Raw genomic sequence first — 14,118 nt, 5'->3', positions numbered from 1 at the left:
AAAGGTGTTCAATATGAATACTTCGTCTTCAGGTTCAGTACTGAAAACGATTCTGGCAGCTATTGCTGCCATTTTCGGTTTGGTTCTGCTATTTGGAGGAATATATCTGGCAACACTTGGTGGGTCTTGGTACTACATCATTGCCGGTCTGTTCTTCCTGGCGACAGCCGTGTTATTACAAAAACGTAAAAGCACAGCCCTTATTGTTTATGCAGTATTGGTCCTTGGTACAGTGGTATGGGGTCTTTGGGAAGTGGGTTCAGACTTCTTTGCACTGGCACCACGTCTAGATATTTTAGGCCTGTTTGGTCTGGCTCTGCTGATTCCTGCAGTAACTCGCGGTTTTGGCGATAGCAAAGCGGCAAAAATGGCGCTGACTGGCTCCTTGGCAATTACGATTGCTGTCATGATTTACTCTGTATTTAATGACCCGCAAGAAATCCGTGGCGAATTAAAATCACAGCAGCCTGCAGTGCATCAGTCTATTCCAGGTATTGCTGACGAAGACTGGCCAGCCTATGGTCGTACTCAGTCAGGTTTACGTTATTCTCCATTAAAACAGATTACTGCTGATAACGTAAAAGATCTGGAGTTAGCTTGGGAATTTCATACCGGTGATGTAAAAACGGATAAAGATTCTGGTGAAACTACGAATCAGGTAACCCCGATTAAAGTGGGTAATAACCTGTTTATGTGTACCACTCACCAGTACCTGATTGCACTTGATCCTGCGACGGGTAAGGAAAAATGGCGTTTTGATCCTAAGCTAAAAGCGGACAATACCTTCCAGCATTTAACTTGCCGTGGCGTATCTTATTATGATGCGAACAATACTGCAGGTTTTGAAAGCAGCCTGGCTGCGCGTTCAACTACGTCTGCCGAATGTCCTCAGAAAGTAATCTTACCAGTGAATGACGGACGTTTGGTGGCGGTCAATGCAACTACTGGTAAGGTATGTTCCGACTTTGGTAATAACGGCGAAGTCGATCTGCAAAAAGACATGCCATTCCCATATCCAGGCGGTTATAACCCGACTTCACCTCCTGTGGTGACAGGTACAACCATTATCATCGCCGGTTCAACCACAGATAACTATTCAACTGAAGAACCTTCAGGTGTGATTCGTGGTTATGATGTAAATACTGGTGAATTGCTCTGGGTATTTGATACGGGTGCGGAAGATCCAAATGCGATTCCTGCTCCAGGGCAAAAATTCGTAAATAACTCTCCAAACGCATGGGCGCCATTGGCTTATGATGCACAGCTGGATATCGTCTATGTACCAACAGGTGTAGGTACACCGGATATCTACGGTGGTCACCGTACTGAGCTAGACGAGCGTTATGCGAACTCTATGCTGGCGATTAATGCATCTACCGGTAAATTGATCTGGAACTTCCAGACTACTCACCACGACTTGTGGGATATGGATGTACCCGCTCAACCGACATTGACTGATATCAAAGACAAAAACGGGAAAATGGTTCCAGCGATCTATGTGCTGACCAAAACCGGTAATGCCTTTGTATTAGACCGTCGTACAGGTGAAGCGATCGTTCCGATTACTGAAAAACCAGTACCTCAGTCAGTAAAACGCGGTCCGCAAACCAAAGGCGAGTGGTATTCAAAAACTCAACCGTTCTCTGACTTTAATCTGGCTCCTAAAGATAAATTGACGGATAAGGACATGTGGGGTGCCACTATGTTTGACCAGTTGATGTGTCGTGTATCGTTCAAGAAATTAAACTATGACGGTATTTATACACCACCCTCTGAAAACGGGACGCTGGTCTTCCCGGGTAACTTGGGGGTATTCGAATGGGGCGGTATGTCTGTGAATCCAGACCGTCAAATTGCATTGACCAACCCAATTGGTTTGCCATTTGTATCTCGTCTGATTCCGCAAGATCCGAACCGTAAGCAGACTGCCAAAGGTGCAGGTACTGAAGCGGGGGTACAGCCAATGTATGGCGTGCCTTATGGTGTTGAAATCAGTGCCTTCCTCTCTCCATTCGGCTTACCATGTAAGCAACCTGCATGGGGTTATGTGGCTGGTGTTGATCTGACCAATCATGAAATCGCTTGGAAACGTCGTATCGGTACGATTCGTGACAGTATGCCGGGCATTCCATTGCCTCCATTTAAAATGGGTGTACCAATGTTAGGTGGTCCAATCTCGACTGCAGGTAATGTGATGTTTGTCGGTGCAACTCAAGACAATTACATCCGTGCGATCAACGTGACTAATGGTGATGAGCTGTGGAAAGGTCGTCTACCTGCAGGTGGTCAAGCGACGCCAATGACTTATGAAGCCAATGGTAAGCAGTATGTTGTGATTATGGCGGGTGGTCACGGTTCCTTCGGTACCAAAATGGGTGACTCTTTGGTTGCCTATGCACTACCTGACAATAAATAATGAAGTTTTATAGTTAAGTAAAAAAGCCTGATTCGTCAGGCTTTTTTATGCAAAATACAGGCTGTTATGACAATAAAGCTTGATTAGAAAATCATGAACCTTTAGCTCAGCTTTCCTGCAAGTATTCAGTTTGATCTTATGCAGATGCTGAGTCTTTAAAATTAATAAGACACTTTTAAAACGTTTGAACTCCCATGGCATGAGTGAATGCCAGATATCAGGAATATTAGCTATGCACCTTCATACCACGCGGTTGCCGATGAAATCGACTTTATCCTGTCTGATTGCTTGTATCAGTCAAGGAATTTATGCGGAAGAACCGGTTACAGAGGTACAGCGACTGGCTCCCATTGTGGTTGAAGCAACCCGTACAGATCGTGCCATTCTGGAAACACCGGCATCTACCTATTATCTGAATCAGGAACAACAGAATAGCCTGAATGTGAATCTGTCTGAAACCTTAAAAGGTGTACCAGGTTTACAACTGAATAACCGCGAAAATTATGCTCAGGATTTACAGATATCAATGCGGGGCTTCGGTGCACGTTCGACTTTCGGTGTGCGAGGAGTACGTTTATATGTAGACGGTATTCCTGCCACTATGCCGGATGGGCAGGGGCAAACCTCGAATATTGACCTGAATAGTCTGGATCATATTGAAGTGCTGAGTGGTCCATTTTCCTCACTATACGGTAATTCTTCTGGCGGAACCATCCTGACACAAAGCCGTGAAGGGCAGGGACCTGATTCAGTCACTTTGGGATATTCGGGCGGCAGTCAGAACAAAGGCCAAACGAACCTGGTGCTACAAGGTGGTTCAGAAAATGCTTCTGAACCAAGCTATATCATCAGTTCATCTTATTTTGATACGGATGGTTTCCGTGATCATAGTGGTGCACATAAAGTACTGAACAATGCCAAGCTGACTTGGGATCTGGACGATGGCTCTAAAATTAACTGGGTCAATAACTATGTCAAAATTGCAGCAGATGATCCAGGTGGTTTAACTCGAGATCAATGGCGAGAAAATCCTAAACAGGTCGCAGCGAATGTGTTGCTATATAATGCACGTAAAGAAATTGAGCAATTCCAGACAGGACTGACCTGGAACAAGCCGATCAATGATCAGCATGAATTGTACGGTATGGCATATTGGGGACAGCGTGAAGTCACTCAATATCAATCTATTCCAAGTACAGCACAAGGTGGTCCAAATCATGCGGGTGGTGTCATTGATTTTGACCGTCAGTTTTATGGAGCAGATCTTCGCTGGACCGGAACAGATATTTTACAAAACACTAAATTGATTGCTGGTGTGGCTGTAGATGGTATGACCGAAGACCGTAAAGGCTATCAAAACTTTGTCGGTAATACTTTAGGCGTTAATGGTGAACTCCGTCGTAATGAAGACAATACGCTTTGGAATGCAGATCCTTATATTCAAGCATCTTATAACTTTGCGCCAGATTGGACGCTAGATGCTGGTTTGCGTTATAGCAATGTGCATTTTAAATCTGAAGATCGATACCTAAGCAATGGCGATAATTCAGGTAAAACGACTTATGAGAAATTACTGCCTTCAGTTGCATTAAGTTGGAAAATTTTTCCTGATTTAATGACTTATGCAAGCTATGCACAAGGTTTTGAAACACCAACATTTACCGAAATGGCTTATCCGGCTGATGGTAGCAACGATGTACTAAGCTTAAAAGCGGCTGAAAGTGAAACTTATGAGCTAGGATTAAAATCTGCGAATCGCTTTGGTGATATGACCTTAGCAGCATTTCAGACTCAAACCAAAAATGACATTGTTTCTGCGGGAAGTGATGGCGGGCGCTCAACATTTCGTAATGCAGATAAAACTCTAAGAAAAGGATTAGAGCTATCTTGGAATAAAGATCTTTGGCGTGATCTAACAGCTCAAGCCAGCTATAGCTATATTGATGCAACATTTGATGCCGATATTCCAGCAATTGGTACAGTAGCTGCAGTTTCGTCAGGTAATTATATTCCTGGAATTGCTAAAAATCAGGTTTTTGTCAGTCTAGGCTGGAAACCTGAAAATGGCTTTAATGCAGGTCTTGATGTGCGTTATTCAGACCAAATTTTTGTGAATGATATTAATTCTGAAGTTGCACCAAGTTATACAGTGGCTGGGGCTAATGTAGGCTATAACTGGAATGTCAAAGATTTATCTATAAAAACGTTTGCACGCGTAGATAATCTGTTTGATAAGGATTATTCAGGTTCAGTCATTGTCAATGAAAGCAATGGTCGTTTCTATGAACCTGCAGAAGGTCGTAACTGGAGTGCTGGGTTAAGCGTGACAAAACAGTTTTAATTTAAATCTGATTTAAGCTTTCTCAATTTATTCAAGATTCATGTTCACATGTGAATGTCCGCCAAGATAAGCAATAAGTGCGAATCTATGGTGGACATTTCTATTTGAGGCTAATATATATTTTATTTCGTATAATGTATATTATGTTAAATAGGATATTATGCATATGGCCTATTTCTGTATGTAGCACTCACCAATTAGTTAATATGTCTTTTTTCATCCTAGTCGTGTTAAACGTAGATATTAAGATTAGTTTGAAGGTTTTCTTTATATAAATTACCTAAATATTTACCTCATAACCTAGATGAAGCTCATCCGCAATTTTTCCTCGAATACCCCAGTTTTCTTTAGGAGTTTCAAATATAGTTATTTCAATATCATTGGATTTAATCCCACATAAATGACTTATATTTTTAAATAAAGCCTAAATAAATACTCTCTTGGTCTCTTTGTTCTTCCTTCAAACATTCAAATCTCGATAATGGTCTAAGATCTGGATCGATCCTTTGAGTAAATAAAATTTTCAGACTCTAAAGGTATAAATCGTTGAAAAATCTTTTCTCGGGACAATTTAGCTCTTTGACTAAAGCTTGATGAATAGCTTTACTCAGTTCTATTCTATGTAGTTCGATTGTTTTATTTAAAGCATAAATTTTTATTTGAGACATTGTTTTCTACGCTCTTATAGTTACAGTTTTAATTATAGTGTGCGCTTTAATCTGGCTAGCGTTGTTGTTCAGCATCATTCATAAAAAGTTCAATTATTTATACAAAACAACTAAATGCTGCCCTGTCTAAATTGATAAAATTCTGGTCCTCTTTAAAAAACTTGAAGATTGATAAGGACTAAAGTGAACAGACAACATGATTTACCTGAACTAAGTAAATATAGTGAGCTAAGTAGCGATGAACAAGTAGCTATTCATCAAATGCTTATCTCTTACGTACGCTCAGATCACTTTTATAATATTATCTTGACTCACAATGTTGAACCCTATGACTTGGTTAAGCTTGTAAGTATTAGTTTTGAGAATAGAGACGCAGCTATCTGGGTTCATTTCGAAACAATAACGGCTGAAAGACTAACTATGCCTCTCGATTTTATTTCAAGAATAGAAATATATAATCAGGAAATATTTTAAATATTGAGACTTAAAGTGCTGGAATTTATTTAAGTTGCTTCGGAATTTTAAATCTATTAAAAAATAGAGAAGGTTAACCATCTCTATTTTTTTAAACTGAAAATTTAATTATTTCATAAATTTCAATAACTTAAAATTATAAATATAACATGTAATATAGCAATTTCTTTAAATTAACATATCACATGTTACATCTTAATTTGACTAAGCCATCACCTGGGCTTTGTATAAATCATCTTCGTGCTGTCTGAGTAATTCTATAAAAGCAGGAATAGTGTCTGGATCCAGGAGATAAGGATTAAATCCATCATGATGATTCTTGATAAAGAACTCAATGAGATCATTATGGACATTGGCATACTTCATGTGCCAACTAGAAAAAAGATATGAGTCGATTAGTTCATAAGAAAGAATTTCACAGTTCTTATGGCGTGGATCTTTAACTATTCGATTATAGAAAAGGTCTTTTACACTTTCTTCAGTGCCTTCCAAACACTGGACAAAATAATTATTACCAAAATAGAGTGCGCCATAGATTTTATGTAACTCATTAAATTCTAAGGCTTCTGTTAAAATATTATAAAGTTCAGAAGTAGAGCATTTCTCATCTTTGAACTTACTTACATATAAAAGCCTTACATCATTCATAATAAAAATTTCCTCCTGCTTAAAAAAAGTCCATATGAAAATATAAAAATTTGAACGAATGGTCAATAAACATGTAATGACAAGGTAATTTAATGATCAAATTACATACTTCTTATTATTGGGGTTTTCTTATAGCCTTTTGATCTTTTTAAATCAGGATTCATAACAAGGTTCTCTTTTCGTCAAGAACCTTGTGTTATTGAATTACAGGACAGTTTATTTTTCTTGCTTTTCTATATGCACTGTTGCTGTTCGCCCTGCAACGAAGGCAAGTTCATCCTTTGGTAACTCATCCAGAATAATCTTAACAGGGACACGTTGGGCTAAACGTACCCAGCTAAAGGTTGGATTCACATTCGCTAAAAGACCTGAACCAGCAGTACGTTCGCGATCTTCAATCCCCGAGGCAATACCTTGCACATGGCCCTTAAGTTTTTGCGAATCACCCATCAGCTGAATTGTAGCTGGTGCTCCCACGTAAATTTTATCCAGTTTGGTTTCTTCAAAATAACCCACTACATAGAGCTGCTTACGATCTAGTAATGCTGCAACCGCTTGGCCAACTTTGACATAATTCCCTTCTTTTAATTCAAAATTTGATAATGTCCCATTTGCCGGAGCAACAACTTCTGAACGATGTAAATTAAGTTGCGCGAGATTGAGGTTATTCTCGGCGACTTGTATTAATGCTTTTTGCTGTTCGATATTCGCTTTGGCCTGTTCGATTGCAGCTAAAGACTGCTCATGCTCGGCATGTGATTCATCTCGTGCAGCAAAAATTTGATCCTGTTCCTGTTTTGAAATAGCACCATCCATTAAGCTTGAATAACGACTTGCATTCTTGTCTGCCAGATGAATATTTGCTTGGGATTTCACGACATTGGCTTTAGCATTCACCAGTTCAGCCTCAGCTTGCGCTAGACCTGCTTTTGCTTTCGCAAGATCCGCACGAGCTTCTTGAACATCCAGTTCTTGACGTTCAACATCAATTTTAAATAAAGGCTGCCCTTTCTTGATGGTCTGGTTATCCTGCACCAGGACTTCTGTGACCAGGCCTGAAATATCTGATGACACCTGAATTACATCACCACGTACACGCCCGTCCCTCGTCCATGGCTCAGAATTATAATAATTCCAGATATGTCGAATCACTAAAATGGCGAGAACAGCCACTACCGTCAAAAGTACAGGCCGCAAATATTTGCGTAAATTGACAGATGTCATATACGGTTTTCCTCAATCATTTTAATATCAGACCTCATAGTAATAAGCCTGCCCAATGGACGGCGCCCAGCAAAAGTACGTAAGTGCATAAATAGAAAATATTCGGCATGATGATCCAGTCATTTGCGACTAGTCTGTCTAGCCACTTCATCAAGATTCTGAGCAGTACATAGGCAATCACAGCTTGAATCAATAAAATCGGCACATACACACCATAGATATTCAGCTCTCCCATGTATTAATCTCCTGCGCCTGCATATCTTGGCGGTGCCTTGATATGACATAAGCTGCTACGAATATTGTTGAGTGAAATATGCAGCCGTTCTACAACATCTGTATGTTCCTGCATGATGAGATCTGCTTCCAAAGCCTGTATTTTGTTAATTAACTGTGTGAAGGCAGCATCATAATTTTGTCCAATTTCTTTGGCACGAAAATATTCATCCAGCTGTATTTGAAGATCTTCGAGTTGCTGGGTCAAAGGCTGCTGTTCAGGTAACTTGAGTATGAGTTCTTGTAACCGTGCCAGATCCACGATGGCGCTGGATTCAATGAGTGCTTGATTGATTTTATTTTTCAGATCTTCAGATTCTACAGCTTTAGTATTCAATACCCCGATGCGGTCAATCATCGTACGTAAATGGATGCGGAACCGTACCCCATAAGGAATATACAGTGCTTGTCGAATTGCTCGGTTATGAATGGCCAAAATGCGCTGTACGGTTATATCTGGCGACATAGCACGGATCATATGGATAATAAATACAGCGATGATTGGCCCGATCACTGTACCAATCGCTGCATTGAAGAAAGAAATTTGATCCAGGGTATAACGGTTCTGAAAATTCAGTCCCATGATCGTACCCATCAACAAAGGCAAACCAATTCCAACCAAGGGTGGATGCAAAAAAAGCATCAGGCAATATATGCAGAATGGTGCAAGTACAAGCGCTAACTGCCAGAATTCTATAATATTTGGAAAAATTCCATACGCATATATGAAGATAACGATCGAAGCATATAAGCTACTACGAATAAACAGCTTCAATGCAGGCACTGGATTATCCAGCGCCGTTAATATACATGCACTGATCGCAGCCATTTCAGCCAGCATAAATCCTGCTTTCCAACCGCTTAAGATCCAAAAGGCAGTAGCAATAAAAACAGTGAGGCATGCAGAAACCCCGCCCCGCACTGCTACGCCATGATCACGATGCAGGGTTGGATAGTTTGTAGTAAGTGGAACAATCATTTCAGGCAGTGAAGTATCCCCTTGTTGGATTCGCTGCCAGATCAACTTAATTGCATGGATATTCCGAATGAAATGGCGGATATCCATTTTCAAGCTTTTCAATATCACAATTTGATCATCTTTTGAATGTTCAAAAATTTTCAGGAAATCTTTTTCAAAATCAGTGGGAAGTTGATTCAGTTCAGACTCTTTTAATGTATGTTCATCAGTTAGATATTTATTAATTTTGGAATGTAAATCTGCTAATGGCTGGCGATATCCTGTATCAATGAAGTCTAACTGTTGCATGCGTTCTGACATTGCCACCAAATTACTCACCAGCATTGTGATCTGGTTCAGCATTTCCTGCAGTGGTTTGGTCATTCCCTGTAGAGCCGACTTTTCATAGCTTAAATGCACAGCCATGACATGAATATCTGCAATATCTGCAGCTAATTGGCTTAAAGCTTTTGTATAGTTCTGGTCTTGACGTGGTTCTAATAGAATTTTATTAAAAATCTGCTGAGTATCCACTAAGGTTTTACTGACACGACTTTTCACTGCGGGGCCAATATGCATTGGAAATATCGTCGTTGTCACAATCGCACTGCAAACGACGCCAATTGTAATTTCCAGAAAGCGTCCTACTGCCATATCAAATAATGAAGCAGTATCAATAAAGTAAATTATATTGAAGCAGATAATGACAGTCGTATATCCAGCCAGCATCAGTATATAACTGCGCGGTGTACGATCAAGCAAAGAGAAATATAAGCAGAGGCCAACCCAGCAGGATAAAAACAGCGTAAACAACCACGGTGTATTGATTAGCCAAGGAGTAACTGCAACTGCCACAATTGCGCCTAATAAAGTACCTAGTACACGATAGATACTTTTTGAAGCGGTCATACCCGTATAAGGATTGGCAATAACGAAAACTGTGCCAATAGCCCAAATCGGATAAGCAAGATCCAAAATCAACGCAACGTAGAGCGCCAAAATACCAGCCACAAACGTTTTAGTCGCAAAAATCCAGTCCATTTTATTTGGACGAAATGCGAGTAAAGATTTTATAAGCAGCATGGTTTCTCTCTAAGAGCTTATTTTATTTTCTAAAGTAAATAACCTGCCCACCAAGCCCAAAGAACTCAGTGACAAAATTTTTACTTGTTGAAAGTCTATAAAATTAGAATATTCAGCTGATTAAACTGAAACTGGTTGATGAAAATATAAAAAGCAAAAGATAATGCTTTGCTTAATTATTCATCATTGGATATTTGTGTAAGTAATTTTTTCAAATAACCGCTTTATTGTCAATAAAAATATCTCTATATGAGAATAAGTATGATTTTTTTATCATTGCATAGGCCGTTATGCTGAATATTTGTCTCTTTTCTTCCTATATCCTCATGATTCGAGAATTTTAGGTAAATAGTTGCCTCTACTACCCTCTTTTAAGCTAAAGTGAGTCATAACCTTTTTCAATGGTCAGCACTTCAGGTTTTTTATGGCGCAAGCAAGTTTTGGAAAAATTCTTACTGTTCTCGATCTATTTTCGTTATCACGTTCAGTGATTAATGTAGATATCATCAGTGAAGAATTAAACCTCTCCAAACCCACCAGTTATCGCTATTTAAAAGAATTAGTATCGGCTGAACTTTTACAGCGAATCAGTGGCACATCCGGTGATTATACGCTGGGTTCAAAAATTGCTGTTCTGGATTATATTTCAAGAAAAACTGATCCTTTGGTTCAGATCAGCATTCCCTTTATGCAGGAAATCGTCGAACGGACTGAATTCTCTTGTATATTGACTCATCTTAATTATGATTCTTGTATCGACTTACATGACGAAGTCTTTAAAAATGCACATCTGCTTTCATTTGGACGCGGTTGTCCACGTCCTGTCTATGTAGGCTCATCGTCAAAAGTCATCATGGCACATTTACCGAAGCAAGCTTTGCTTGATTATTATCAACGTTATGCAGATGCATTTGAAGAAGTGGGATTTGTGCAGAATGAAACCGCTTTTCTGGAACAAATGAGAAAGATTAAAAAACAGGGTTATTATTATTCTAGTGGTGAACTTGATCCTCAAGTTGCAGGTTTGTCTGTACCAGTTAAATTCTCTCTTAAAGAACCACCTTTAGCGCTTACTTTATTAGCTTCAAAAAATAGATTTGATTTCGTAAATTTGGAAAAATTAGTACAAATTCTTCAGGAGAAAGCACAGATTATTGAAAATAAGTTCCTTTACCATCCTGCAAGCACAAGTGACATTCGTAATAATTTAACCAAATAAAATTTAAATTATGTTTGAAAAACTATTCATATTCTCATAATATGATTCTTAGTCTTTAAGTCATAGCATTCTTAACTGAATTAAATGGCGAGAAGATTCCTCAGAGGTAAAAAAGCCTATTTCGAATGAGATAGGCTTTTTTATTTTAATTTTGGATTTATAACAATAATGCGGATACATTTAAGGAAAGTTAAGAATTTTACAATTGCGATGTGTAGATAAAATCTAAAGTTAGAAATTTGAAATCGTATAAATTCATCCATTTTATGCTTTTAATTTTAGCTCTGCTTTAGAATCCTTCTTGATCAAAAACGAGATAACTAAGAAGCCCATCAAGCTTCCTATAATTGGATCATAAAATCTTTATAGCTTAAGAATATTATCCCAGTACGGCGGATCTCCAATTTCTTTTAAAATAAAATCAAGCACAGTTCTAACCTTTTGTGAACGAATTCTGTTTTCAGGAGAAACCAGATGAATCCCTATAGAATAAGGTTCCACTGTACTGATCCAGTCAGGAAGGAGTTGAACCAGTTTACGTGTTTTGAAATAGTCTTCCGTAAAAATCCAGGTTGGAAATAATACAATCCCCCGTCCTTCCAATGCCGCATCTACCAGGACTTCTGCATTATTGCTTCTTAAAGGTCCTTGTGGCTCAATTAAAATCGGAGTGTCATGCTCCTGTTGACGGAAATACCAGCGTTGGCTTCCTGAAACGCCCTTATACACCAGACACTGATGATTCTGAATCTCGTATGGGGAATGTGGAGTTCCATGTTTTTTAAGATATGCAGGACTCGCACACAGCACATATTGTTGATCACAAACCTTGCGTGCAATTAATGCTGAATCTTGTAATGAGCCAATCCTTATCGCAATGTCTACGCCTTCTTGTACAGGATCAATAAAAGTATCCGTCAAGGTTAGCTCGACTGAAAGATCTGGATAGCTATCATGCAATTTATTCACTATACGCGATATATGTAGCCTTCCCAGCGCAACCGCTGTATTGATACGAATTAACCCTCTGATCGCATTTTTACCAGAAATTTCTTCATTGGCTAGATCTAGCGTATCCAGCACTTCCTTAATTTGCACAAAGTACTTTTCTCCTATGTCAGTTAGCCGGACAGAGCGTGTATTACGATAAAAAAGTTGCTGTCCAATTTCCTGTTCAAGTTTGGAAATAGAACGAGATACTGAGGAAGATGGAACCTGAAAATGCTTTGCCGTAGCTGAAAAACTGCCTGTGGTTGCTACCATCACAAAATAGCGTAATGCATTGAGTTGCATACTTGATCTATCCCTGAATTTAATTCAATCATTTTATTATTGTCATAATAGCAATTATGTTTTGAAAAATTGCGGAATTGTAGCTTTTAAATAAGAGAATATAATTCGTTGCTTTCTTCCTTTGGAAAGCATATATGAAACAGTTGTGGATTTTCCCATTAGTCGTTCTTGCAGGTATGGGGTTATCTGTTGAAGCGGGTTTACTGGGTCCACTCGGGGAAGAAATTGGGCATTTCTGGGCGACCTTGGGAATTTTCGCGATCGGATCAATGCTCTTAACCTTGGGGTTGATCTTCAGCCGTCCAAAGCTTTCTCTCATGTTCAAGCAGCCACGGTGGCAACTGACTGGCGGTATATTAGGCCCTATATATGTAGTGGCTTTAACTGTAGCGACACCTCATATTGGCGTTGGCCTGACCATGGTGGGCATCCTGTTTGGCCAGGTTGCGACCAGTCTTATTATTGATCACTGGGGTTTGTTAGGTAGCCATAAACGGGCTGTAGACAAATATCGTATTGGCGCGCTGGTAGCTATTTTAGCTGCATTATGGCTTATTCAATAAGGAAGCTTCTCCATGATTTATATAATGTTATTAGTCGTTATTTTTGGCGGAGCAGTTTTATGTGCTCAATCTTCAATTAATGGTCGTCTAGGTGCTAAAGTAGGCGTATTAGAAAGTTCTTGGCTGACCTTTGTTTTAGGTGCTTTAGTCAGTTTTCTAATTGCTTTCTTTCTTGAACCAAACCATGAGTTGAATTTATTCACAGCCCCAAGATGGCAATTAACAGGTGCATTTTTTGGCGTGGCCTATATGCTTACGATTGTATTTGCTATGCCTAGACTGGGCGCTGCTGCCACCACTGTCGCCGTCATTAGTGGCCAGTTATTAATGAGTCTGCTCATCGATCATTTTGGATAGTTGAATAATCCGGTGATTCATTTAGATGGATCCAGACTAGCAGCAATTGCCCTATTAGCTGTTGCACTATTTTTTATCTATAAAAGTAATATTGCAGCCAAAGCACAAGCTGAAAATTAAGATACTATGGAAGGAAAGAGATTTTAGGTTTTAAAATCTCTTTTTTTATGAGCTCATAAAGTTATTTTGAGGAATCTAAGGGTAATATTAGGCATAGTTCATAAGTCATTTCACTTAAGCATGCATAATCAATTTTCAGGCAATAAACAAATTCGTGTAGTCTCAAACTTTTCAGAACTCGTTAATTCGGATTTTAAGGGTGCGATGAATGCGATTTGCTGGTCTAGAAATTTAGCAGGTGATTTTGCCGAGATCGTGAATAAGCTTCATTTACAGGAAAATATGACTGAAGTTTCAATTGATGATCTTATGAAACTCCAGCTGTCAGAAAGCGGTCATCTGGCAAGAAAGATTATCTTAGAAGATATACAGCTACTGACTGACTACGGCGCTTCCCCTTCACTCAATCTGCTCAAATGCTATGAACGGGATAATAAGCTCGATTTCATTACTACAGATGTCTATTCATTCCATGTCGATC

At 39.2% G+C, this 14,118-nt stretch carries 11 protein-coding genes and 2 pseudogenes; 7 read left to right on the top strand and 6 right to left on the bottom strand.

The genetic code is table 11. The features are described 5' to 3' along the window. Window positions 1–13 precede the first annotated feature (13 nt). Both B4J23_RS06670 and B4J23_RS06665 read left to right on the top strand, forming a co-directional pair. Window positions 14–2,416: a glucose/quinate/shikimate family membrane-bound PQQ-dependent dehydrogenase gene (locus B4J23_RS06670; protein WP_291359475.1), complete on the top strand. Its 2,403-nt coding sequence runs from the start codon at window positions 14–16 to the stop codon at window positions 2,414–2,416. A 232-nt stretch (window positions 2,417–2,648) separates the two neighbouring features. After that, the gene (locus B4J23_RS06665) at window positions 2,649–4,757 is read left to right on the top strand and encodes a TonB-dependent receptor family protein (RefSeq protein WP_291359473.1); all 2,109 of its coding nucleotides are present in this window, start codon (window positions 2,649–2,651) and stop codon (window positions 4,755–4,757) included. A gap of 280 nt (window positions 4,758–5,037) precedes the next feature. Here the strand turns inward: B4J23_RS06665 and B4J23_RS06660 are convergent. After that, window positions 5,038–5,425: pseudogene (locus B4J23_RS06660) on the bottom strand (tautomerase family protein). Window positions 5,426–5,608: 183 nt separating this feature from the next. On the opposite strand from B4J23_RS06660, the gene B4J23_RS06655 reads away from it, so the two are divergent. After that, on the top strand, window positions 5,609–5,899 hold the full coding sequence (locus B4J23_RS06655; RefSeq protein WP_284879287.1) for a hypothetical protein: 291 nt from the start codon (window positions 5,609–5,611) through the stop codon (window positions 5,897–5,899). Between the two features lie 204 nt (window positions 5,900–6,103). Here the strand turns inward: B4J23_RS06655 and B4J23_RS06650 are convergent, their stop codons facing one another. The 4 genes from B4J23_RS06650 to B4J23_RS06635 all read right to left on the bottom strand — a co-directional run bounded on the left by B4J23_RS06650 (window position 6,104) and on the right by B4J23_RS06635 (window position 10,085). After that, the gene (locus B4J23_RS06650; protein ID WP_291359471.1) at window positions 6,104–6,547 is read right to left on the bottom strand and encodes a BLUF domain-containing protein; all 444 of its coding nucleotides are present in this window, start codon (window positions 6,545–6,547) and stop codon (window positions 6,104–6,106) included. A 216-nt stretch (window positions 6,548–6,763) separates the two neighbouring features. Next, window positions 6,764–7,771: an HlyD family secretion protein gene (locus B4J23_RS06645; RefSeq protein WP_291359469.1), complete on the bottom strand. Its 1,008-nt coding sequence runs from the start codon at window positions 7,769–7,771 to the stop codon at window positions 6,764–6,766. 34 nt (window positions 7,772–7,805) lie between these two features. Then, window positions 7,806–8,006 carry a DUF1656 domain-containing protein gene (locus B4J23_RS06640; protein WP_005235637.1) on the bottom strand — a complete coding sequence of 67 codons (201 nt, stop codon included), beginning with the start codon at window positions 8,004–8,006 and terminating at the stop codon, window positions 7,806–7,808. A 3-nt stretch (window positions 8,007–8,009) separates the two neighbouring features. Further along, on the bottom strand, window positions 8,010–10,085 hold the full coding sequence (locus B4J23_RS06635; RefSeq protein ID WP_291359468.1) for an FUSC family protein: 2,076 nt from the start codon (window positions 10,083–10,085) through the stop codon (window positions 8,010–8,012). Between the two features lie 424 nt (window positions 10,086–10,509). Between B4J23_RS06635 and B4J23_RS06630 the strand changes: the two genes are divergently transcribed. Continuing rightward, window positions 10,510–11,304, top strand: a complete 795-nt coding sequence (locus tag B4J23_RS06630) for an IclR family transcriptional regulator (RefSeq protein ID WP_175967601.1) — start codon at window positions 10,510–10,512, stop codon at window positions 11,302–11,304. 363 nt (window positions 11,305–11,667) lie between these two features. Here the strand turns inward: B4J23_RS06630 and B4J23_RS06625 are convergent, their stop codons facing one another. After that, on the bottom strand, window positions 11,668–12,597 hold the full coding sequence (locus B4J23_RS06625) for a LysR family transcriptional regulator (protein WP_291359465.1): 930 nt from the start codon (window positions 12,595–12,597) through the stop codon (window positions 11,668–11,670). A gap of 134 nt (window positions 12,598–12,731) precedes the next feature. Here B4J23_RS06625 and B4J23_RS06620 point away from each other — a divergent pair, with 134 nt between their 5' ends. The 3 genes and pseudogenes from B4J23_RS06620 to B4J23_RS06610 form a co-directional block, all read left to right on the top strand. Continuing rightward, a complete protein-coding gene (locus tag B4J23_RS06620; protein WP_291359464.1) occupies window positions 12,732–13,160 on the top strand; it encodes a DMT family transporter in 429 nt (142 codons plus the stop codon). A gap of 12 nt (window positions 13,161–13,172) precedes the next feature. Further along, window positions 13,173–13,517, top strand: coding sequence for a DMT family transporter (locus tag B4J23_RS06615; RefSeq protein ID WP_414631564.1), 345 nt, complete (start codon window positions 13,173–13,175; stop codon window positions 13,515–13,517). Window positions 13,518–13,757: 240 nt separating this feature from the next. After that, window positions 13,758–14,118, top strand: a pseudogene (locus tag B4J23_RS06610) (DUF1826 domain-containing protein); the annotation flags it as partial.

The organism is Acinetobacter sp. UBA3025 (assembly GCF_002367915.1).
GTDB lineage: Bacteria > Pseudomonadota > Gammaproteobacteria > Pseudomonadales > Moraxellaceae > Acinetobacter.
The sequence above is the reverse complement of the archived record's forward strand: the minus strand, read 5'-3'. Positions and strand labels throughout refer to the sequence as shown.